The organism is Mammaliicoccus sciuri (assembly GCF_002901825.1).
GTDB lineage: Bacteria > Bacillota > Bacilli > Staphylococcales > Staphylococcaceae > Mammaliicoccus > Mammaliicoccus sciuri.
In genome coordinates this window covers 316,800-337,442 of sequence record NZ_PPQD01000018.1, presented here as the reverse complement: position 1 = coordinate 337,442, position 20,643 = coordinate 316,800, and the positions used below count along the sequence as shown (strand labels likewise).

Below are 20,643 nucleotides of genomic sequence, written 5' to 3'. Positions count from 1 at the left end.
AAACTATTTAATTATATCTATTAATTCTTTCTTAGATGCTGACCTTGCTGGTATCCAACCAAATACAATACCAATTAATGTTGAAACGCCGACAGCTAGTAAAATAGATCCTTGGCTCACAACACTTTGAACCATATCAGGCGTAACGGCTTCTACAAGTTTAGAAATCAAGATACCTACGATTAATCCTATAATGCCACCGATTAGACATAGCACGATACTTTCTATTAAGAATTGAATTTCAATGTCTCGACCTTTAGCTCCAAACGCACGTCTTATCGCAATTTCTTCTGTACGTTCAGCGACTGAAATATACATAACATTCATCACACCTATACCCGCAATGAATAATGAAATACCTGCTACTGCTGCAACAAAGTACGTAATCGCATCGAATACTTGTGTGATACTTTTCATGATTTCTTCCATATCTGAATACTGATAACTACCTTCGCTCATGCCTGAACCTCTTTTATTTAAGAGCTTAGCTGCCTTATTAGCGATTTCTTTTTTGTTATCATCGTTATCTACTTTTAATTCAAGTTGTGGAAGTTCCTGACTTAAGTCGCCCATATATCGATTGAATGTTTCGCTAGGCATATTGACTGTATTTTCATACATAGGATTATTGACAATACCTACAATTTTAAATCCTTGGTCATCTATAAATAACGTCTTGCCAATCGCGTCACCTTTGAACGCTTTTTTAGCGATCGTTTGATCGATTGTGACGACTTTTTCTTTCAATTCATTATCTGATTGTGTGAACCCTTTACCTTCAGATGTATTGTCGACATGGTCTTTTTTAAAGATATTGATGTCAGATTGCTTTTGTGAATTGGTCATTTTTGCTCCATAACTTTGACTGTCATCTTCTTTAATTTTAGCATCTGTGATACCATCTATTTGTTTGACGAGCTCAATATCTTGTTTGTCGAATGGATTTTCTTTAGAGCCTTCCATATTTTCAGGCATGAAGCTAATCATAGCTTGTCCTTTACTCGCACCCGTATCAGCAAATTCATCAGATGCCGTCTTTTTAAAACCATTACCTAAAGACATAATGGTAATGACGGCAGCTATACCGATAATAATACCAATCATCGTAAAGATGTTACGGCGTTTATTCTTCATGATAGATTTGAGAGAGACTGATATGATATTCGGTAAGTTCTTCATTCTATCACCTCTTCTCGCTGAACACGACCATCTAATATGTGTATCACGCGATCAGCTTGTTCAGCTACTTGACGATCATGCGTAACAATAATCATCGTTGTATTTTGTTCGCGATTAAGTCGTACAAATAAATCCATAATATCTTTAGAAGTTTGAGAATCAAGCGCACCTGTTGGTTCATCAGCGATAATGAATTTAGGTTTGTTGACAATCGAGCGCGCGATGGCGACACGTTGTTGTTGACCACCCGATAATTTATTCGGTACAAGATGTTTTTTATCTGCTATTCCAACGTCTTTTAAGACAGATTCAACACGTTGTTTACGTTCTTTTGAAGACATACCTGAATATAATAGGGGGATACTAACATTCTCCATAATCGTATTATTTTGTATCAATTTAAAATTTTGAAAGACAAAACCGACTGTTTTATTTCTAATAAAGGCAAGCTTATTATCTGAAACTTGTTGATAATTCTCATCATCAAACAGATATTCACCTGTGTATCCTCTATCTATAAACCCTAAAATATTAATTAGTGTACTTTTCCCAGAACCTGAAGGTCCCATAATCGCGATAAATTCACCTGTATCAATAGATATATTAATATCTTTCAATATATGATTTGTTTCTTCTCCGTTTTTAAAGTGTCGATTCACATTAACTAAATTAATCATGATGCTATCTCAACCTTTTCACCATTATTTAATGTTTTCTTAGGTGAAATGATCAGTTTATCGCCAGATTTAAGTCCTTTCTCAACATAGATTTCACCGTTTTGTCGTTTAATATTAATATGTCGTTTATGAACTTTATGATTTTTATCGACAACAAATACATGATTACCTTTTGTTAATACAGATTTAGGTAATTTAATCGTATCTAAAGGAATCTCGCCTTCAGTTGAGAAACCACTACGTACAGAAATGTCTAATTTACCAATCGTTACTTGATATTTAGAGTTGCCTTTACCAACACTTGGATTATTAGAAACAGGATTAGATGTCTGCGTTGTTTCACTTTCTGGATCTGCAGTATTCATCGATTCACTTTGGTTACTATCATCGTAACTTGTAGGTAATTCAGAAATCTTTGTCACTTTCCCTTTACATTGTTCGCCAGTACTGTTCACCGTTACATTAACTGCATCGCCAACCTTAATTTTAGTAATATCAAATTCAGATACAGAAGTTTTGATTTGAGGTTCACTTGCGACTAATTTTAAAATCGCTTCACCACTGTTAGCGTCATTATCATTTTCCATTTCGACTTTACCATCAAATGAAGCATACATACTTTCGTTTACTTGACGATTGTACTGCGATAACTGTTTGTTAGCATCATTTAATGTATTTAAATCTTTAGATAAAGTGTTTTGTAAATCATTATTGTTCGGTTGCTGATTAATATTTTGGTAGTCTTGATCAACTTTGTTTTGTGCAGCATTTACTTTATCTTGTAAATCTTGGCGCTTTTGATCATTCACATTATAGTTAATCAATTGATCACCTTGTTTAACAGATTGACCATCTTCAACAACTGTACTCACAAATTCACCTAACTGATCATTATTGTTATAAGTTTTAATTTTAGTAGGTGCAGCCTTACCAGAAATACTTAAAGGAGATTCCTTTTTAACTTTATATGTATCATAACCGTCATTTTTATCGTCTGTGTCATTTGTCGTTTGTTTTACAATAAGCGCAACAACAACTAACAAAACGATAACGATAATCCCGATTATCCAAAATAATTTACGCTTCAACTTATTCCACTCCTATATATTTTTATTCTCACATGGGAAATGTTACCACAGTTAGGAACAATAAAAAATAATACTTATGAGATTTAAGAATATTAAATTTGTAATTAATTATTCATGGTTTTTTATGTAATTCACAAACAATAGTGGAATCATACATGAGTGATAGAGCGTAAAATTAAAAATATCCATAAAAAAGTACAAAAAAATAACCATCTCTAACTTTGGACAGTTTAATGGTTATTTTTTATAAATAATTAACTAGCCACCGTCTTTTTAACGGGCTCATAGGCAACGTGTGACAGCACGTTGCCTTTTATGTATATATTATAAAATAAATACATATATTTTGTCTATTATAATACTGAAACAATGTTACAAATAATGGGAATTTGGTATAATATAACAGAGCAAGTTAGATAGATGGTGGCTAATCTCTTAAATAAAGGGGTGATGCCTATGATAATGGTTTCAACTCCTAGAAAGGAGTAATATGACTGATTATGAAATACTGATGATTGTTATTTCAATCATTGGTTTAGTATTAATTAGTAAAAATAACCATAAAAAATAACCATCGCTAACTTTGGTATGTTTCGATGGTTATTATTAACCAATTAAATAAAGCCACCGTCTTTTTAACGGGCTCATGGGCAACGTGTGACAGCACGTTGCCTTTTTCATTTACATAATAGCATAATTTGGTATATTTTGTCTATTTCTGTTGAGTAATCATATGAATATTTAATTTCCATAGTTCCTTAAGAAGTACATGAATATCATATTCTATGCAAAAATTAAATAACGATTATAAAATTTAAGAATATTAATAATATAATTAAGTATTTTATTAATGCTTTATGAATGTTAACCTTAAATTATACAAAAAGCAAAGGAGTATAGTGATGAAACATTCAAATTTATTATTTGCACCAACTTTAAACAACTATAGAGAACGACCTAAGTGGTTGTTAAATATGATTTTGGTCATTATTTTATCAGTTGCTTCAATATGGATTACATCAATAACAAATGATCTTATAGCTGATTTAAAAGAAGCTGGATTAAGTGAAACTGAAATTAATCAAATGTCTACATTTACTACAGTATTTGCATACATAGGTGGTATTTTAGCACCAATAATAGGCATTGCTTTTTCGTTTCTAATCTTTCTAATTATCTCAAAAATTATGAAATCTGATGTAAAAGCTTCAAGTTTATTCGCAGCTGCAACGTTTGTAAAATTAATTACAACAATCTTTAATCTTATCGTTATAGCTATTATAGCAATTGTAGGTTTAGATCCAGTTAAACACTCTATTTCAAGTTTGGCAGTATTTAGCCAAAGTAATGATTATCTCGATGTATTTGATTTATCAACATTATTAGCAGTATATTTATTTGGAGTTGTATTATATGCAACAAGTAGATTTAAAGGAAAGACAGCAGTAATATGGACTGTGATTTATCTTGTTGTCGTAATTGGAATAGGTTTAATTCAAGCAAGTATATAAGGAATTGATCAATAAAGCCCGTTTTCAAGGAAACGGGCTTTAAATATTATTTATAATTTTTTAAGTAATACGCGCCACCTAAAAGTCCGACAGGAATTCCAAATAAAGGTGTGATGAGAACGCTTAAGACAACAACCGCAACTAGTACAACTGCGATATTATAACCCGTTAATTCTAACTCAAGTAAATCGTTGAAACTTTTCTGAAGTAATTCTTTTACTTTCATGCTTAACCCTCCATTGATATTCTTTCTTATAATTTATGTGAGATTATTCATTTCATATTATACCATCTCATATAATTACTGGTAAAACAGATAACATTTTCATCTCTTTAATATATATGATTACCATAATTATGTATAAAATGTTACATTTATATTATAAAGAAATATATTATGAATATCATAAGTTTTTGAGTCTTTAAAATAATATTAACAACGAAAGAGGTATATCACATGGGTTTTTATATAATGTTACTTTCATTTATATTAGGTTTAGTTATAGTAGTAGTTGGTATAAAACGTAGAAAAGAGCATAATATTTATAAAGGATCTATAGTTGTTAGTGCCGTTCTTATTATCTTTGCTATTTATTTAGGATGGCCAAAATAAAGAATAATGTACTAAAGGGTGAATCTTTATGAAACAAATTATTTTATTAATATTAATAGCAGGTATACTTCCAGTTATTGCAACTAATTTAGAAGGAAGTTTAACCAATTTATCTGCTGTATTGTGGGGAGTTTCAATATTTCTCTTTATAATAGCTGCATATAAAGTAGTAAAAAAGGTCATGAATTAGGGTGGCTCTTTTTAATAAAAACAGACGATACACGCTATGTCTTTATCTCTTATTTAAGTGAAATGTGACGGAGTGTATCGTTATTTTATATTTATACATTTTGATTTTGAGATTTTAACTTTTTAGAAGTGATGATATTGACGATTAACCAAACGAGTTGTGTTAAGAATGGAATGATAAAAAGTGTTGCCATGATACCGATAGAGAACCATTTTAATTCTGTTGTTTGCACAGCTCCAGTGGCATCGACTTCTCTAAACCATAAAAAGATTGAGAACGTTAAAAATGCACCAACTTCAATGATTGTTAAAATCCACCACAATATCCAAGATACTTTCATGAGAATGCCTCTTTTCAGTATATAATATATTAATTTAATATTATCATTTAAATATTAAATGAGCAATAAAGGGAAGAATGCTTGAATATATGATATGGTTTGAATAACATGTAAATAATATGAGTTTGAGGAGGGTTATAGTGGTTAAGAATTTAATGGAATGGGTTGCGTCTATCGTTGTCGCTATTGTTGTGGCGTGGCTTATTGCGACTTTTTTATTTAGTAGATATGAGGTGCATGGACAGTCTATGTATCCTACGTTTAATGATAAAGACAATTTGATTGTTAGTAAAATTTCGAAAACGCTTGGTACGATTGATAGAGGTGATGTGATTATTTTTCATGCGAATGAAGAAAAGGATTATATTAAGAGATTAATAGGTGTACCTGGTGACACTGTCAGTTATAAGAATGATCAATTATATATCAATCATGAAAAAGTTGCAGAACCTTATTTAGATTTTAATAAGAAGCATAAATTCACGGAATATTTAACGGAAAACTTTGATGTATCAGATACAAAAAATTCTGAAGGTGAAAAAGTAATTCCAGAAGGTAAATATTTAGTCCTCGGTGATAATCGTTTGAATAGTAACGATAGTCGCCAAGATGTTGGGCTCATTACCGACGAACAGATTGTAGGAAAAGCTAAAATAAGAATTTTACCAACGAATAATATGAAATATGACTTTTACGCTGATTCGTTTGATCATGTAAATGAGAATTGATTGGAACAAAATGCTAAACTTTAATTAACTGCATGTAGACTTTATAGAATAGGATGAGGCTAATGTCATTTGAGATTGAGACTTTAGATAAAGAGAAGAATATAGATTTGATTACAATCTATGATGAGCGTTCAAAGGTTCAATTCACGAATTTTGGTATGCGGATTGTCGATTGGAAAATTGATGGTAGATCCGTTATCCTTGGTCCGACTGAAAGCGATGATTTAATAGAATATTATGAGCAAAATCCTTATTTCTTTGGTGCGACTGTTGCAAGATATGGTGGCAGAATTGAAAATGGTCAGTTTGTATTAAATGGTGAATCCTATCAGATTGAACAAAATGATGGTGTGCATAATTTACATGGTGGTTCTAATGGGTTGCATACTCAAGTGTTTGATTATGACATTGTTAATGAAGATGATATTGTCCGTATTGTATATCATGTAGAATTGAAACATTCAGTTGATCATTTCCCAGGTGATATTGATATGACCGTAACACATCATTATGATTTAACGAATTTGAAGTGGTCGATTATATATGAAGCAACGAGTACTGAAGATACTTTATTGAATCCGATGAATCATGTGTATTTTAATTTGAATGAAACAAATGCATCTATTGAAAACCATCAACTTCATCATAACGTTCAATTATATCCGCTAAAGGATAATCAAATTGTGGAATCTCTCGATACAGAGAATATTAATGTAGAAATTGGGAAAGATAGTATAACTTTTAAAGATATATTCGAAAGTGGATTACAACAAATCAAGCAATTTAATGGTATTGATCATCCAGTGAAATTAGAAGATGGCACTTTCAAAGTGTCGAATGATAAATTGGAACTTGAAATGACGACTAATCAGAATGAAGTTGTCATATTTACATTGAACGATGTAAATTGGAATGATCGCAAAGACTCTATTCATGTACATAGTGGCTTTACATTAGAAACGCAATCACTACCTAATGATATTAATTTATTAAATGAATCAGCACCATCAATTTTAAGAAATGGCGACACATTTAATAGTGTCACAAGTTATCAAATCAATTATAAGAAATAGTTTATATAATAGAAGACAATCATACTTTCATAACCAACCTTGTATAGAAGCGTTGGTTATGAAAGTATTTTTTATGTCATAGTTATCAATGGCTATCATATATAATGTCTTTTAGTTTTAAAATAGCAGGTTCGATATCATCTCGATTTATTTTCGCAAATCCAATAATAAGTGTCTTAAATGGTGTGTTTTCAGGTTCATCAGCCATGAAACGTCTAATCGTATATAATTCTATACCGTGGTCATGCGCTTTTTGTTCAATCTCTTGATAACTTAAGTCTGTCTTAATATTAATTAGAAAATGAAGACCTGCCTCCATGTCGTATATCGAGACGTCTTCTTTAAATGCCCTTTTTAATACTTTTAGAAAAAGCTCTCTCTTTTCAGTATAAGTATGATGCATTTTACGAATATATTTCTCATAGTTTCCGGATTTAATAAATAAATGTAGGGCGTAAGCATTTATTAAGCTTAAATCTGTAATGGATGTATCTGTTATCGCATCAAATTTATATAAAAGTGGATAGGGTAAGACCATATAACTTATTCTTAAACTTGGCATTAATGTTTTCGCGAATGTACCTAAATATATGACACGTTCATTCTTATCTAAACTATATAATGAAGGAATATTATCTGTACCATATTTATATTCACTATCATAATCGTCTTCTATAATATATTTATTATGTTCAGTTACCCAGTTGAGTAATTCAATTCTTCTTGAAATTGGCATAATGGTGCCTGTTGGAAATTGATGTGAAGGTGTTGTCACGACAAAATCAGGCTTTGCCTGTTTCACATGTTCAACAGATAACCCTTTGTTGTCTAGTGGGATATTAACGACATCCTGTTCCATGCCGATAAATAGCTTTCTCATTCGAGAATATCCAGGATTTTCAATAGCGATTTTTTGATTGTTTGAAAATGCTTTGAATAAGCTGCTTAATAAGTTCGCTGTACCTGAGCCGACAATGATTTGTTCAGGGTAACAAACGACACCTCTTTTGTATGAAATCAATTGAGCGATTGATTTTCTTAGCTCAAGCGGCCCTTTATATACAGGGATTTCTGACATTTCATGTTTGAAAAGATGAAAAGCTTCTTTCACATATTTAGACCATAAGTCTATTGGAAACTGTGAGATGTCTGTTGTCATATGCGATAAAGAATAACGATATGAAGATTTAATTTGAGTGGGGTTATAGTTTAAAGGTTGCGTAATATGTTGATCTTGAATGATTAACTTATTTAATGCCTCAACAAAGTAACCTTGTCTTTCCTTTGTGTATATATAACCCTCAGCAAAAAGTTGTTCATAAGCATTCTTGACAGTGTTAATACTGACATTTTGATCAATTGAAAGTTGTCTTTTGGATGGTAATTTTTCGTGACTATTATATTTTTGAGAGAGTATATCTTGTTTTAATTTGAGATAAATTTCTCTATATTTGTAAGTTTGAGTCATATCGTTCACCCCTCTGGTACTATTAAAAATTAAAAACTGGTACTTTTCATTATACCAATCTTTTTTTAATATATACTAAATAAACAATAGGAGGGATTTTGATGGGTAAGACTCAAGAACAATTAGAATCTTTACGTAACGAATATGTAGCAAGAGGTGTCAGTAATGGTAATACACATATTGCTGATTTTGCAAAAGGGGCAACAGTTACAGATAAAGACGGTAAAGAGTGGATTGACTTTGCAGGAGCAATTGGTACGTTAAACGTTGGTCATTCACATCCTAAAATAACTGAACATTTAAAAAACGAGCTTGAAAGATTTATTTTACCTGGTTTCAATGTGATTATGTATGAAAGTTATATTAAATTAGCAGAGAAATTAGCAGAAATTACACCAGGTGACCATAAAAAGAAAACAGTATTACTAAATTCTGGCGCAGAAGCAGTAGAAAACGCTGTAAAAATCGCTAGAAAATATACAGGTAGACAACAAGTTGTATCATTTGTTAGAGGCTTTCACGGAAGAACAAATTTAACGATGTCTATGACAAGTAAAGTAAGACCTTATAAATTGGGGTTTGGCCCATTTGCACCAGAAGTATATCAAGCGCCATATCCTTATTTAGCAGATAAACCTGAAGGATTAAGTGATGAGGCATACATAGATTCAGTCATTAAAGATTTGAAGAATTTCTTTATCGCAACAGTGGATCCTTCAGAAGTGGCATGTGTTGTGATTGAGCCAGTACAAGGTGAAGGTGGATTTATCATTCCAGATAAGAAATTTATTCATGCATTAAAAGATATTTGTGAAGAACATGGTATCGTATTTATTGCAGATGAAATTCAAACAGGCTTTGCACGTACTGGTAAGACATTTGCAATTGAGCATTTTGATGTTATTCCAGACTTAATGACTGTATCAAAATCTCTAGCAGCAGGATTCCCATTAAGTGGTGTTGTTGGACGAAGCGAAATTGTCGATAGCCCAAATCCAGGCGAAATTGGTGGTACATATGCAGGAAATCCACTTGCATGTGAAGCAGCATTAAAAGTAATTGAAATTATTGGAGAAGAAAACTTAAATGCTAAAGCTGAACAACTTGGCGCAACAATTCAATCAAGATTAGAAGCATTTAAATTAGAGCATTCATTTATAGGAGATATTCGTAGATTAGGCGCAATGGTCGCAATGGAAATTGTCGATCCAGAAACGCAATCACCTGATAAAGTTAAAACGTCACAAATCGTTAAAGCAGCAAATGAAAATGGTTTATTATTATTATCAGCTGGTATTAACGGAAATGTGATTCGATTTTTAGCACCGTTAGTCATTACAGATCAAGAATTAAACGAAGGATTATCAATCTTAGAATCTAGTCTTTAAGAAATTTGACTAATAAAAATGGGGTATAATTATGAATTCTCAATTTAATAAATCAATGAATATAGCAGACGTATTATTTCTCGCGATTGGCGCCATGCTTGGATGGGGCTGGGTTGTTCTTTCGGGAGAATGGATTTCACAAGCAGGATTTCTAGGTAGTATTATCGCATTTGTAATTGGTGGATTATTAGTAATTTTTATTGGATTAACATACGCAGAGCTTGCCTCTGCAATTCCTGAAACAGGTGGCGGATTTGTCTTCGTTAAGAAAGCATTTAGTCCAGGTGTAGCATTTATATCTGGTTGGTCAGTGTTATTTGGTTATGTATCTGTTATTACATTTGAAGCAGTCGCATTACCAACTGTTATAGACTATGTCATACCGTTTGAACATTCTGGCTTATTATGGAATTTAGCCGGTTGGGATGTTTACTTAACTTGGGTACTTATCGGTTCATTAGGTAGTGTCATATTAACATCATTAAACTACTTTGGCGTTAAACCAGCTGCAGTTATGCAGACTGTATTCACAATATTTATTGTAGGCGTCGGTTTATTATTATTCTTTGGTGCAGGGTTCAATGGTGACTTTACACATCTTAAACCATTGTTTAATGGTGGTGTAGGTGGAACAATGTCTGTTCTGATCATGATTCCATTCTTATTCGTAGGGTTCGATGTTATTCCACAAATAGCTGAAGAAGTAAAAGCACCTTCTAAAAAAATAGGTGGTATTTTAGTTATCTCTATTATAGCATCGGTTATCTTCTATTTATTAATTGTGTTTGGTGTTGCGACTGGTTTAACACCAAGTCAATTAAGTACAAGTGAATTAGCTACGGCAGATGCAATGGTGAATTTATTTGGATCAAGTGGATTTGGAATATTACTCGTATTAGGTGGAATTGCTGGTATTATCACAAGTTGGAATGCATTTATTATCGGTGGTAGTCGTATTTTATATGCGATGGCGAAAAATAATATGATTCCTAAGTGGTTTGCATACATTCACCCTAAATACAAAACACCAACACACGGTATTATATTCCTTGGTGTATTAGCATTTATTGCACCTTTATTAGGTCGTCCTGCATTAGTATGGATTGTTGATGCTGGTGGGATCGGTGTTGTATTAGGTTACTTCTTAGTTGCATGTGCATTTTTGAAATTAAGAAAAAGTGAACCTAATTTAGAAAGACCATATCGTATTAAAAGTGGTAAAGTAGTTGGTTGGATTGCTGTAATTTTAAGTATTGCGTTTATCGCAATCTATTTACCAGGAATGCCGTCATCACTTATTTGGCCACATGAATGGATTATCGTATTCGTATGGTATGGCATAGCAGTAGTCTTATATTTAACAAAATCAAAAGGGGATGAAGTATTTGAAACAGCTAAAAGTATACAATCCAGCAACGAATGAAGTCGTTAAGACGATTCCTTATACTTCTGAAGAAGAAGCAATTCAACAAATTGATAAAGCACAAGTTGCATATGAATCATGGCGTGAAAAAGACGCTCATGAACGTTCATCACTTTTATTAAAATGGTATCAATTAATTGATGAACATAAAGAAGAATTAGCAGAATTAATTACTCTAGAGAACGGTAAACCTTATAAAGAAGCATTAGGCGAAGTTGCTTACGCAAATAGTTACATTCAATGGTATCAAGAAGAAGCAAAACGTATTTATGGTAAGACTATACCTGCTAATCAAAAAGGTAAAAAAATTATCACTGATCCGTTCCCAGTAGGTGTTGTTGGTGCAATTACTCCTTGGAATTTCCCGGCAGCAATGATTGCGAGAAAAATGGCACCAGCATTAGCAGCAGGTTGTACAATTGTTTGTAAACCGGCTTTAGAAACACCACTAACGACGATAAGAATGGTTGAATTGGCACATGAAGCGGGTATCCCTGAAGATGCCATTCAATATGTTGTATTAAGTGGTAAAGACGCAGGTAGAATATTTACTGAAAGTCCAATTATACAGAAGATAACATTCACAGGATCTACACCAGTAGGTAAACATTTAATAAAAGATTCTGCAAATACAGTTAAAAATGTCACGATGGAATTAGGTGGATTAGCACCAGTTATTGTTCATAAAGATGCAGATATTGAACTAGCAGTTGATCAAACAATCGCGACTAAATTTAGAAATTCAGGACAAACTTGTATAAGTGCAAATAGAATTTATGTACATCAAGATATAGAACAAGCTTTTACAGAACGTTTAACTGAAAAAGTAAATGCATTAAATGTAGGAAATGGCTTAGAAGAGGGTGTTGAAATGGGTCCACTAATTAATCAACAAGCTGTAGATAAAGTCATTGACCAAATTGAAGATGCCGTACATCATGGTGGAGAATTGTCATTACCATTAGAACAATTAAAATTAGGTGGAAATTTCTTAAAGCCAGTCGTTATCAGACAAGCAAATCTTGATATGAAAGTGATGCATGAAGAAACATTCGGACCAATCGCTGCAGTCATGGCATACGAAGACTTAGATGACATTATTAAAGTTGCCAATGATACAGAATATGGTTTAGCCGCTTATTTCTTCACGAATGACTATCGTACAGGCTTTGATATTTATAAGAAGCTTGATTTCGGTGTGATAGGTTGGAATGATGGTGCGCCATCAGCAGCGCATGCGCCATTTGGAGGATTTAAAGAAAGTGGATATGGCCGTGAAGGTGGTATCGAAGGTATTGAACCTTATTTAGAAACTAAATATTTATCAATCGGTAATATGTAATAAATGAACCCCCTAAAAGTGACCACTTTTAGGGGGTTCTCATATGTATCTATTTCTAGAATACACTTTAAATGCTATGATATTATCTAATGTCTTTGACAATTTTGCCATCTATTGAAACGACTTTAATTTTATTTGGGTCTCTTAATACTTTGATGTCTTCTAAAGGATTTTGATCTAGTATAATGAAGTCTGCTTTCTTGCCGACTTCAATTGTACCTAAGTCGTCGTCATAACCTAAACATTCAGCAGCTGTCTTAGTAGACGAAACAATAGCTTCCATTTCTGTCATGCCGTGTTCAACCATAAGCTCTAATTCTCTTAAATTAGTTCCATGTTTGAATACACCTGCATCTGTACCCATTGCTATTTTTACACCAGCTTGATGTGCTTTCTTAAAGCTATCAATATGGTCTTGCATGACTTGTTTAGATTTCTTAATAGAATTTTCACTCATACCTAATTCTTCAGCGAACTCTATAACAGAAAGAGGTGCGAGTAATGTAGGTACGAGATACATTTCTTTTTCTTTCATTAATTGAACTGCTTCATCATCTAAATATATACCATGCTCAATTGAGTGAATGCCTGCTTCTATACATTGTTTAACACCTTGCAACCCTTGAGCATGTGCCATAACTTTTCGATTATTTCTAAATTGCGCTTCTTCTACAATGACTTTTAATTCTTCTAATGAGAATTGCGTATAATCTGGATGGTCAGTTGCACTTGTTACACCACCTGTTGCATGTACTTTTAATACATCAGCACCAGCTCTTAACATTTCGCGTGCTTTTTTACGGACTTCATTCACACCATCACATATACCACTCGGTAAACCAGGATAGCCATCTTGCAAAATAGGGAGTTGTATACCGGATTTAGTATAACTGTCCCCATGACCACCTGTAATGGTTAATGCGTTGACACTTATTTGTAAACGCGGTCCGAGTATTAAACCATCATTCACAGCTTCTTTTAAACCTAAATCTGCTCCTAAAGCATCTCGAACGGTTGTAACACCTGCATCAACTGTTCGTTTTAAATGATCAATTGCTTTGTAGAAGTTATATGAAAAAGGTGTAGATAATCTTCTTTCTAAAGGTTCCATTTCCAACATAACATGTACATGACTATCGATTATACCTGGTAATAGATATTGACCATTTCCTTCTATTATATTGTCGCCATTTAAATTACTACCAATTTCAGAAATGACATGATTTTCAACTTTTATATCCACACCTCGTTGAATGTCTTTTCCAGTACCGTCTATTAAATTGATGTTTTTTATAATCATATCTATGTCCTCCTCAATTACTTAATAAAGTTCATTAATATAGATGTTAAAATAACAGATGCAACTGTAACTGTTGTAAACCCACCAATAATCATCGGGCTTAATAACTCGTTAAATACATCTTCTCTGTCTTCCTCATTATCAGTAACAGATCGACTGACTTCTTCACATAAAATAAAATCACCTGGAAAACCATACAATGCGGTTAAAGCAACAGGTAATGCTTTAGTTGGTTTCCAACCAATTAATTTAGCACCGATAAATCCGCCAATTAAAATACCAATTGTACCTATAACAAGAATAGATAAAATAGCAGGTAAGAATTCCCATAAATCATGTGGTTTAATGCCACCCATAGAACCGATAACGATTAAAATGATAATAACCATCATGATTGTGAATGATTGATTACGTTCCAGTTCTTTTTGTTCAAACAAGCCAATTTTCAAACCGATAACACCAAATAATAAACTGATGAGTGTGAAATGAATGCCTGTTACTTCGCCAATCATGAAGGCAATACTTGCTAAGAAGAACATAATAAAGAGTCTGATAACATTGTTTTGAAGTAACGGATTCTTATTAAATATCGTTTCTTTCTTAGGTTCATTTTTGTTAGAAATATTAGCGACATTTTTGTCTGTATGTCTATTTGCTAAGTAATATTTTGAATAGCGCTTCATAAGGATAGAACTTAATGGCATACCAATAACGCCTTGAAGAGCCTGCACGATAGCGGGTAAAACAATGAGATTGGCTAATCCTAAATCTTGAAGCTTTTCGACTGTGATGAGCAGCGCGACGATACCTCCAGCAATAGGTCCAACACCTGAAGCGGCAGTACGGAAATCAAATAGGAGTGTAACGAAGACTAATATTAAGGTTGTAGAACCCAATATACCTAATATTGATATAACAACTGCTTTCCATTGTGATTTAAGTATATGAAGCGGCATCATTGTCCCCATATGCATGATAACTGGTGCAATAATAAGCGCACCAAGTGAAGGTAAAATGGCATTATCTAATATCTTTTCAGGTAAGACGCCTGCCCAAGATAAAAGCAAGTAACTGACCATTGCAGTTAATAACATTGGTACACGAGCCTTTGTAAGATAAGAAATAATTTCCCCGAGAACGATTAATGCGAATAGTATTGTTGCTGAAATAAGCGGTTCACTAACCATTAGCATTCCCTCCTTTTTAAAGTTAATAGTCAAACTTTAGCATATCTAAATCAAGAAGTTAATAGTATTTTCTAAAAATTTAGAATATATAGATAAATATTACACTATTAATTGCATTCAATATATAACAAGAATTTAAATATTATTCTATGGTATATTACATTTATTCAATAAAAAACAGTAAACATGTCATATGACGATGTTTACTGTTTTTAAAATTTATTCATTTGAAGTAGAATGCTTGCGACGATTTATATAATAAACAACAAGCAATAGTACAATCCATAAAGGTGAGTACATTAATGCTGTACGTGTATCATTTGCAAAGAACAAAATAACTAATACAAATACAAAGAATATTAATGCAAGATATGATCCAATCACACCGAATGGATTTTTGAATTTAGATTTTTCGTGTAAAGATTTGTCTTCTTTTCTAAATTTGATATAACAAATTAAAATGATAGACCAAATAAAAATAAAGAATATTGTAGCTAATGTCGTAACGAGTGTAAATACGTCATCTGGTATAAAATAATTTAATATCGCAGCGAAGAATAATACAACACCTGAGAATATCAATGCTGGATAAGGTACACCACGTTTATTTGTCTTGCTTAACCCTTCAGGCGCATGACCCGTTTGACCTAAACCATAAACCATACGACTATTACTGAATAATCCACTGTTTGCAGCACTTGCAGCTGAAGTTAACACGACAAAGTTAACTATACCCGCAGCAGCTGGAATACCAGCTAATACAAATAAATTAACAAAAGGACTTTCAGCAGGATCAATTTTATTCCATGGTGTGATACTCATAATGATTAATAAACTTAATACATAGAAAATTAAAATACGAATACCGATAGAATTAACCGCTTTAGGTAAATTCTTTTCAGGGTCTTTCGTCTCACGAGCTGTAACACCTACAAGTTCAATTCCTACAAAGCTAAATACTGCCATTTGGAAAGCCAGTAAGAAGCCCATAGCACCATTTGGGAAGAAACCATTATGGCTATATAAATTATTAAATCCAGATTGAATACCTGTGCTAGATTTAAAACCATTAAATATCATCCATAAACCAATGACAATTAATAATATAATGGCGATAATTTTAATAAGTGCAAACCAAAATTCGACCTCACCAAATAATTTAACAGTCATAAGATTTAAACCTAATAGAATAACAACTGTTGCAATTGCAGAAACATATGCAGGAACATCAGGATACCAAAACTGAATATACTTAGCCACAGCCGTAATATCCGCTATTCCCGTTGCAACCCAACAAAACCAATACGTCCATCCAGTTAAAAATCCGAATAAAGGACCTAAATAATGTTCAGCAATATCAATGAAAGAATTGTAGTTACTATTTGAAAGTAATAATTCCCCTAAGGCTCTCATCATAATAAATAAGAAAAAACCAATAATAATATAAACTAATAAAATAGATGGACCCGCTAGTGAAATACTCTTACCAGCCCCAAGAAAAAGACCGGTACCAATCGCGCCACCAATAGCAATTAACTGAATATGCCGATTTGACATACTTCTTTGTAACTCATGATTTTCCATTTTTAATTCGCTCTCCTTAAACACAATAAAACATATGTAAACAATAAGATTTATAAAACAATATAAAAAGCATTATACTACGATTATTTGTATTTTGCATATTAATATAAATAAATGTTTCTGTTCCACTAGTAGAGGAAAATGATTATATCGATATGTAAGCGCAACCAAAATATAATGAAAATATATTCGAAAGGGGAAATCAAGATGAAAAATATTTTATTAGCATGTTCAGCGGGAATGTCTACAAGTTTATTAGTAAATAAGATGGAAGAAGCAGCAGATGCGGATGGGATTAAAGTGAATATCAAAGCAATGTCTAGTGATAACGCATTTCATTCTTTAGAAGAGTATGATGTGTTATTAATTGGACCACAAATGAGATTTATGAAGAAAAAATTTATGAAAGCAGCTGAAGAAAAAGGTCTAGAATTACCAATTGAAACAATTGATTCTGTAAGTTATGGCAGAATTGACGGAGAAGGCGTTCTTAAGCAGGCATTAAAATTATTAGGGGAATAGGTGATAAAAATGCAAAGCACTTTTATGGATAAGTTAGAAGATGTTTTACTGCCCATTGCAGATAAGTTAAATAATAATAAGTATTTAGCCTCTTTACGTGATGGCTTTATGATTGCACTACCTTTAATTATATTTGGTTCTATATTTGTTGTAATTGCTAATTTTCCATTTTTAGATAAATTACTTTCTGAAAGTCAATATACAGCTTGGCAAAATGCAGTGGGTCCAGCATCAGCAGCGACATTATCAATAATGGGTCTTTTTGTAATATTGGGAATAGGATATAAGTTAACTGAGCGAAATGGGTTAGAAGGAATATATGGTGCTGTAACTGCATTAAGTGCAGTACTTATTTTAACACCTCAAGTTGTAGGTAAAACTGAAGGCGTTATTCCTACAGAAATATTAGGTGCTAAAGGTATGTTTTTAGGAATTATTGTTTCTATAATTACTTCAGAGTTGTATAGCTATTTTACAAAGAAGGAAATAACAATAAAAATGCCTAAAGGTGTACCTGACCAAGTATCTAAATCATTTAGTGCACTGTTACCAGTAGCATTTACTTTAACTATATTTTTGGTAATAAGAATCTTAATTGCCTTAACACCTTTTAATACATTACAAGATTTAATCTATACAATTGTTCAAGAACCTTTAACTGCCTTAGGTAAAGGACTTCCTGCAACAATTATTGCGGTTTTATTTATTCAGATATTTTGGTTCTTCGGATTGCACGGCCAGATTATTGTGAACACTGTATTTGATCCAATATGGTATTCATTAAATAATGAAAATTTTGAGGCATTCCAAAAAGGAATTGAGTTACCTAATATCATTACAAAGCAATTTATAGATACATTCTTAGTTGGTATGGGAGGAACAGGTGGAACGATAGCGGTCGTAATTGCAATTTACTTAATTTGTAGAAGTAAACAAAATAAAGAAATTGCTAAATTAGGTACACCAGCATCCATTTTTAATGTGAATGAACCGATTCTATTTGGTTTACCTATCATAATGAACCCTTTAGTTATAATTCCTTGGATTATATCACCAGTGATTGTAACTATTGTGAGTTATTCAGCTATGTATACAGGTATAGTTCCGAAGCCTTCTGGCGTTATCGTACCTTGGACTACTCCAATATTTATAAGTGGATATTTAGCAACTGGTAATGCGTGGCAAGGTGCAGCATTACAACTTGTAAACCTAATTATTACATTTATTATATGGTGGCCATTTTTAAAATTATTAGATAAAAACTATTTAAAACAAGAAATAGAAAAATAGTATAAGGACGGAGGAATATACAATGGCAACCTCAATTAATGAGATAGCTTTTCAAATTATATTATATGGAGGAAATGGGCGTTCATGTGCAATGGAGGCTATACAATGTGCAAAAGAAAGAAATTTTGAAGAAGCAACAGATCTTATTAAAGAAGCGGAACAAGAAATTAATAAGGCGCATAAATTTCAAACTGAATTGTTACAAAATGAAGCGCAAGGAACAGAAAGTGAATTGAATTTGTTATTAATACATTCTCAAGATCATTTAATGAATGCAATTACTGTAAAGGATTTAGCGAATGAAATGATAGATCTATATAAGGAGATGAAATCATGACTCAATATAAATTTCCAAAAGACTTTTGGTGGGGAAGTGCAGCTAGTGCAACACAAACGGAAGGTACAAAAACAATAAATGATCAAACTATTTGGGATAAATGGTTTGATGAAGAACCAAATCGATTTTTTGAAAATGTTGGTCCTAATAAAACGTCAGATTTTTATAATAAATTTGAAGAAGATATTAAGTTAATGAAGGAAACAGGACATAATTCATTTAGATTATCTATATCTTGGACCCGTTTAATAAATCAAAGTAGTAATAAAATTAATGAAGATGCAGTTCAATTTTATAATAAAGTTATAGATAGCTTAATTGAAAATAATATTGAACCTTTTGTGAATTTATATCACTTTGATATGCCATATGAAAAGCAAAAACAAGGTGGTTTTGAATCACTTGAAGTTGTAGAAAGATATGTAGATTACTCGAGAAAGTGCTTTGAGTTATTTGCCGATCGAGTTAAGTATTGGTTTACATTTAATGAACCAATAGTACCAGTTGAAGGTGGATATTTATATAATTTCCATTATCCAAATATTGTAGATGCTAAAAGAGGATTTCAGGTTGCGTATAATACTATCCTTGCTAATGCTAAAGTAATTAAAGAATATAAGGAATCAGGATATGATGGGAAAATTGGGATTATACTAAATTTAACACCATCTTATCCAAGAAGTAAAAATGAAGCAGATGTTAAAGCTTCCGAAATTGCAGATTTATTTTTTAATAGAAGTTTTTTAGATCCTGTAACAAAAGGCTACTATCCAGAGCAATTAGTAGATATTATAAAACATCATGATCTATTACCAACTTTTACACAAGATGACCTTGAAATTATAAAAAATTATACAGTAGATTTATTAGGCGTAAATTATTATCAACCTAGACGTGTAAAAGCTAGAGAAACTTTACCAAATCCTAATTCTCCATTCTTCCCAGAATATTACTTTGAAAATTATGAAATGCCAGGTAGAAAGATGAATCCATATCGTGGTTGGGAAATTTACCCTAAAGGGATTTATGATATTATGATTAATTTGAAGGATAATTACAGTAATATTGAAAGTTTTATTTCAGAAAATGGTATGGGTGTTGAAAATGAATCGAGATTTATCGAAAATGGTAAAATAAATGATACCTATAGAATAGATTTTGTGAAATCACATTTAATATGGTTGAATAAAGCTATAGTAGAAGGTGCAAATTGTAGAGGATATCATATGTGGACTTTTATGGATAATTGGTCTTGGATGAATGCATATAAAAATAGATATGGTTTTGTTTCTATTGACCTTGAAACAATGGAAAGAACAATTAAAGAAAGTGGAAGATGGTTTAAAGAAGTTTCTTCAAGTAATGGTTTTACAGATTAATCTGAAATATATACAGAACTACTA

The 20,643-nt window shown here is 32.1% G+C and carries 21 protein-coding genes; 12 read left to right on the top strand and 9 right to left on the bottom strand.

From position 1 onward, the window contains the following. Positions 1–3: 3 nt before the first annotated feature. The 3 genes from CD035_RS06135 to CD035_RS06125 are packed head-to-tail and all read right to left on the bottom strand — an operon-like array spanning position 4 to position 2,944. Positions 4–1,179, bottom strand: coding sequence for an ABC transporter permease (locus tag CD035_RS06135; protein WP_048541545.1), 1,176 nt, complete (start codon positions 1,177–1,179; stop codon positions 4–6). Further along, complete coding sequence (locus CD035_RS06130; protein WP_048541546.1) at positions 1,176–1,856, bottom strand: ABC transporter ATP-binding protein; 681 nt, start codon at positions 1,854–1,856, stop codon at positions 1,176–1,178. Before CD035_RS06130 ends, CD035_RS06135 begins: the two co-directional genes overlap by 4 nt. After that, positions 1,853–2,944: an efflux RND transporter periplasmic adaptor subunit gene (locus CD035_RS06125; protein WP_048541548.1), complete on the bottom strand. Its 1,092-nt coding sequence runs from the start codon at positions 2,942–2,944 to the stop codon at positions 1,853–1,855. Before CD035_RS06125 ends, CD035_RS06130 begins: the two co-directional genes overlap by 4 nt. Positions 2,945–3,846: 902 nt before the next feature. On the opposite strand from CD035_RS06125, the gene CD035_RS06120 reads away from it, so the two are divergent. Beyond that, positions 3,847–4,455, top strand: a complete 609-nt coding sequence (locus tag CD035_RS06120; protein ID WP_048541551.1) for a YIP1 family protein — start codon at positions 3,847–3,849, stop codon at positions 4,453–4,455. A gap of 46 nt (positions 4,456–4,501) precedes the next feature. Here CD035_RS06120 and CD035_RS06115 read toward each other — a convergent pair whose 3' ends face one another. Further along, positions 4,502–4,681, bottom strand: coding sequence for a VraH family peptide resistance protein (locus CD035_RS06115; protein WP_048541552.1), 180 nt, complete (start codon positions 4,679–4,681; stop codon positions 4,502–4,504). Positions 4,682–4,912: 231 nt separating this feature from the next. Between CD035_RS06115 and CD035_RS13925 the strand changes: the two genes are divergently transcribed. Together CD035_RS13925 and CD035_RS13920 are read left to right on the top strand one after the other, a co-directional pair. Next, on the top strand, positions 4,913–5,068 hold the full coding sequence (locus CD035_RS13925) for a hypothetical protein (RefSeq protein ID WP_103354199.1): 156 nt from the start codon (positions 4,913–4,915) through the stop codon (positions 5,066–5,068). 28 nt (positions 5,069–5,096) lie between these two features. Continuing rightward, the gene (locus CD035_RS13920; RefSeq protein ID WP_153653627.1) at positions 5,097–5,258 is read left to right on the top strand and encodes a hypothetical protein; all 162 of its coding nucleotides are present in this window, start codon (positions 5,097–5,099) and stop codon (positions 5,256–5,258) included. A 91-nt stretch (positions 5,259–5,349) separates the two neighbouring features. On the opposite strand, the gene CD035_RS06105 is transcribed toward CD035_RS13920, so the two are convergent. Further along, on the bottom strand, positions 5,350–5,598 hold the full coding sequence (locus tag CD035_RS06105; protein WP_048541555.1) for a DUF3923 family protein: 249 nt from the start codon (positions 5,596–5,598) through the stop codon (positions 5,350–5,352). A gap of 140 nt (positions 5,599–5,738) precedes the next feature. On the opposite strand from CD035_RS06105, the gene lepB reads away from it, so the two are divergent. Both lepB and CD035_RS06095 read left to right on the top strand, forming a co-directional pair. Then, positions 5,739–6,326, top strand: a complete 588-nt coding sequence (gene lepB, locus CD035_RS06100; RefSeq protein WP_048541558.1) for a signal peptidase I — start codon at positions 5,739–5,741, stop codon at positions 6,324–6,326. Between the two features lie 62 nt (positions 6,327–6,388). Beyond that, positions 6,389–7,399 (top strand): aldose epimerase family protein, encoded by a 1,011-nt coding sequence (locus tag CD035_RS06095; RefSeq protein ID WP_048541560.1) that lies wholly within the window; start codon positions 6,389–6,391, stop codon positions 7,397–7,399. Between the two features lie 85 nt (positions 7,400–7,484). Here CD035_RS06095 and gabR read toward each other — a convergent pair whose 3' ends face one another. Beyond that, positions 7,485–8,867 carry a MocR-like transcriptional regulator GabR gene (gene gabR / locus CD035_RS06090; protein WP_048541562.1) on the bottom strand — a complete coding sequence of 461 codons (1,383 nt, stop codon included), beginning with the start codon at positions 8,865–8,867 and terminating at the stop codon, positions 7,485–7,487. 101 nt (positions 8,868–8,968) lie between these two features. On the opposite strand from gabR, the gene gabT reads away from it, so the two are divergent. Genes gabT through CD035_RS06075 form a run of 3 tightly spaced genes read left to right on the top strand, consistent with a single transcriptional unit; the run spans position 8,969 to position 13,020 of the window. Continuing rightward, a complete protein-coding gene (gene gabT, locus CD035_RS06085; protein ID WP_048541564.1) occupies positions 8,969–10,255 on the top strand; it encodes a 4-aminobutyrate--2-oxoglutarate transaminase in 1,287 nt (428 codons plus the stop codon). Between the two features lie 31 nt (positions 10,256–10,286). Further along, complete coding sequence (locus CD035_RS06080) at positions 10,287–11,678, top strand: APC family permease (protein WP_048541567.1); 1,392 nt, start codon at positions 10,287–10,289, stop codon at positions 11,676–11,678. Continuing rightward, a complete protein-coding gene (locus CD035_RS06075) occupies positions 11,641–13,020 on the top strand; it encodes an NAD-dependent succinate-semialdehyde dehydrogenase (RefSeq protein ID WP_048541568.1) in 1,380 nt (459 codons plus the stop codon). Before CD035_RS06080 ends, CD035_RS06075 begins: the two co-directional genes overlap by 38 nt. An 82-nt stretch (positions 13,021–13,102) precedes the next feature. Here CD035_RS06075 and CD035_RS06070 read toward each other — a convergent pair whose 3' ends face one another. The 3 genes from CD035_RS06070 to CD035_RS06060 form a co-directional block, all read right to left on the bottom strand. After that, positions 13,103–14,320, bottom strand: a complete 1,218-nt coding sequence (locus CD035_RS06070; protein ID WP_025904434.1) for a metal-dependent hydrolase family protein — start codon at positions 14,318–14,320, stop codon at positions 13,103–13,105. Between the two features lie 17 nt (positions 14,321–14,337). Beyond that, positions 14,338–15,507 carry a hypothetical protein gene (locus CD035_RS06065; RefSeq protein ID WP_048541570.1) on the bottom strand — a complete coding sequence of 390 codons (1,170 nt, stop codon included), beginning with the start codon at positions 15,505–15,507 and terminating at the stop codon, positions 14,338–14,340. A 219-nt stretch (positions 15,508–15,726) separates the two neighbouring features. Next, on the bottom strand, positions 15,727–17,091 hold the full coding sequence (locus CD035_RS06060) for an amino acid permease (RefSeq protein ID WP_048541572.1): 1,365 nt from the start codon (positions 17,089–17,091) through the stop codon (positions 15,727–15,729). Between the two features lie 207 nt (positions 17,092–17,298). Here CD035_RS06060 and CD035_RS06055 point away from each other — a divergent pair, with 207 nt between their 5' ends. Genes CD035_RS06055 through CD035_RS06040 form a run of 4 tightly spaced genes read left to right on the top strand, consistent with a single transcriptional unit; the run spans position 17,299 to position 20,619 of the window. Further along, a complete protein-coding gene (locus CD035_RS06055; protein ID WP_048541575.1) occupies positions 17,299–17,613 on the top strand; it encodes a PTS sugar transporter subunit IIB in 315 nt (104 codons plus the stop codon). A gap of 9 nt (positions 17,614–17,622) precedes the next feature. Then, positions 17,623–18,903, top strand: a complete 1,281-nt coding sequence (celB, locus tag CD035_RS06050; protein ID WP_048541576.1) for a PTS cellobiose transporter subunit IIC — start codon at positions 17,623–17,625, stop codon at positions 18,901–18,903. 22 nt (positions 18,904–18,925) lie between these two features. Beyond that, entirely contained in the window at positions 18,926–19,240 is a 315-nt protein-coding gene (locus tag CD035_RS06045; protein ID WP_048541578.1) for a PTS lactose/cellobiose transporter subunit IIA, read from the top strand. After that, positions 19,237–20,619 (top strand): glycoside hydrolase family 1 protein, encoded by a 1,383-nt coding sequence (locus CD035_RS06040; RefSeq protein ID WP_048541580.1) that lies wholly within the window; start codon positions 19,237–19,239, stop codon positions 20,617–20,619. Before CD035_RS06045 ends, CD035_RS06040 begins: the two co-directional genes overlap by 4 nt. Positions 20,620–20,643 lie beyond the last annotated feature (24 nt).

Excerpts from the sequence above, each read along its gene's own strand:
- CD035_RS06135 (WP_048541545.1), bottom strand. The coding sequence starts at position 1,179 with ATGAAGAACTTACCGAATATCATATCAGTCTCTCTCAAATCTATCATG.
- CD035_RS06130 (WP_048541546.1), bottom strand. The coding sequence starts at position 1,856 with ATGATTAATTTAGTTAATGTGAATCGACACTTTAAAAACGGAGAAGAA.
- CD035_RS06120 (WP_048541551.1), top strand. The coding sequence starts at position 3,847 with ATGAAACATTCAAATTTATTATTTGCACCAACTTTAAACAACTATAGA.
- CD035_RS06115 (WP_048541552.1), bottom strand. The coding sequence starts at position 4,681 with ATGAAAGTAAAAGAATTACTTCAGAAAAGTTTCAACGATTTACTTGAG.
- CD035_RS13925 (WP_103354199.1), top strand. The coding sequence starts at position 4,913 with ATGGGTTTTTATATAATGTTACTTTCATTTATATTAGGTTTAGTTATA.
- CD035_RS13920 (WP_153653627.1), top strand. The coding sequence starts at position 5,097 with ATGAAACAAATTATTTTATTAATATTAATAGCAGGTATACTTCCAGTT.
- CD035_RS06105 (WP_048541555.1), bottom strand. The coding sequence starts at position 5,598 with ATGAAAGTATCTTGGATATTGTGGTGGATTTTAACAATCATTGAAGTT.
- CD035_RS06095 (WP_048541560.1), top strand. The coding sequence starts at position 6,389 with ATGTCATTTGAGATTGAGACTTTAGATAAAGAGAAGAATATAGATTTG.
- gabR (WP_048541562.1), bottom strand. The coding sequence starts at position 8,867 with ATGACTCAAACTTACAAATATAGAGAAATTTATCTCAAATTAAAACAA.
- gabT (WP_048541564.1), top strand. The coding sequence starts at position 8,969 with ATGGGTAAGACTCAAGAACAATTAGAATCTTTACGTAACGAATATGTA.
- CD035_RS06080 (WP_048541567.1), top strand. The coding sequence starts at position 10,287 with ATGAATTCTCAATTTAATAAATCAATGAATATAGCAGACGTATTATTT.
- CD035_RS06070 (WP_025904434.1), bottom strand. The coding sequence starts at position 14,320 with ATGATTATAAAAAACATCAATTTAATAGACGGTACTGGAAAAGACATT.
- CD035_RS06065 (WP_048541570.1), bottom strand. The coding sequence starts at position 15,507 with ATGGTTAGTGAACCGCTTATTTCAGCAACAATACTATTCGCATTAATC.
- CD035_RS06060 (WP_048541572.1), bottom strand. The coding sequence starts at position 17,091 with ATGGAAAATCATGAGTTACAAAGAAGTATGTCAAATCGGCATATTCAG.
- CD035_RS06055 (WP_048541575.1), top strand. The coding sequence starts at position 17,299 with ATGAAAAATATTTTATTAGCATGTTCAGCGGGAATGTCTACAAGTTTA.
- celB (WP_048541576.1), top strand. The coding sequence starts at position 17,623 with ATGCAAAGCACTTTTATGGATAAGTTAGAAGATGTTTTACTGCCCATT.
- CD035_RS06045 (WP_048541578.1), top strand. The coding sequence starts at position 18,926 with ATGGCAACCTCAATTAATGAGATAGCTTTTCAAATTATATTATATGGA.
- CD035_RS06040 (WP_048541580.1), top strand. The coding sequence starts at position 19,237 with ATGACTCAATATAAATTTCCAAAAGACTTTTGGTGGGGAAGTGCAGCT.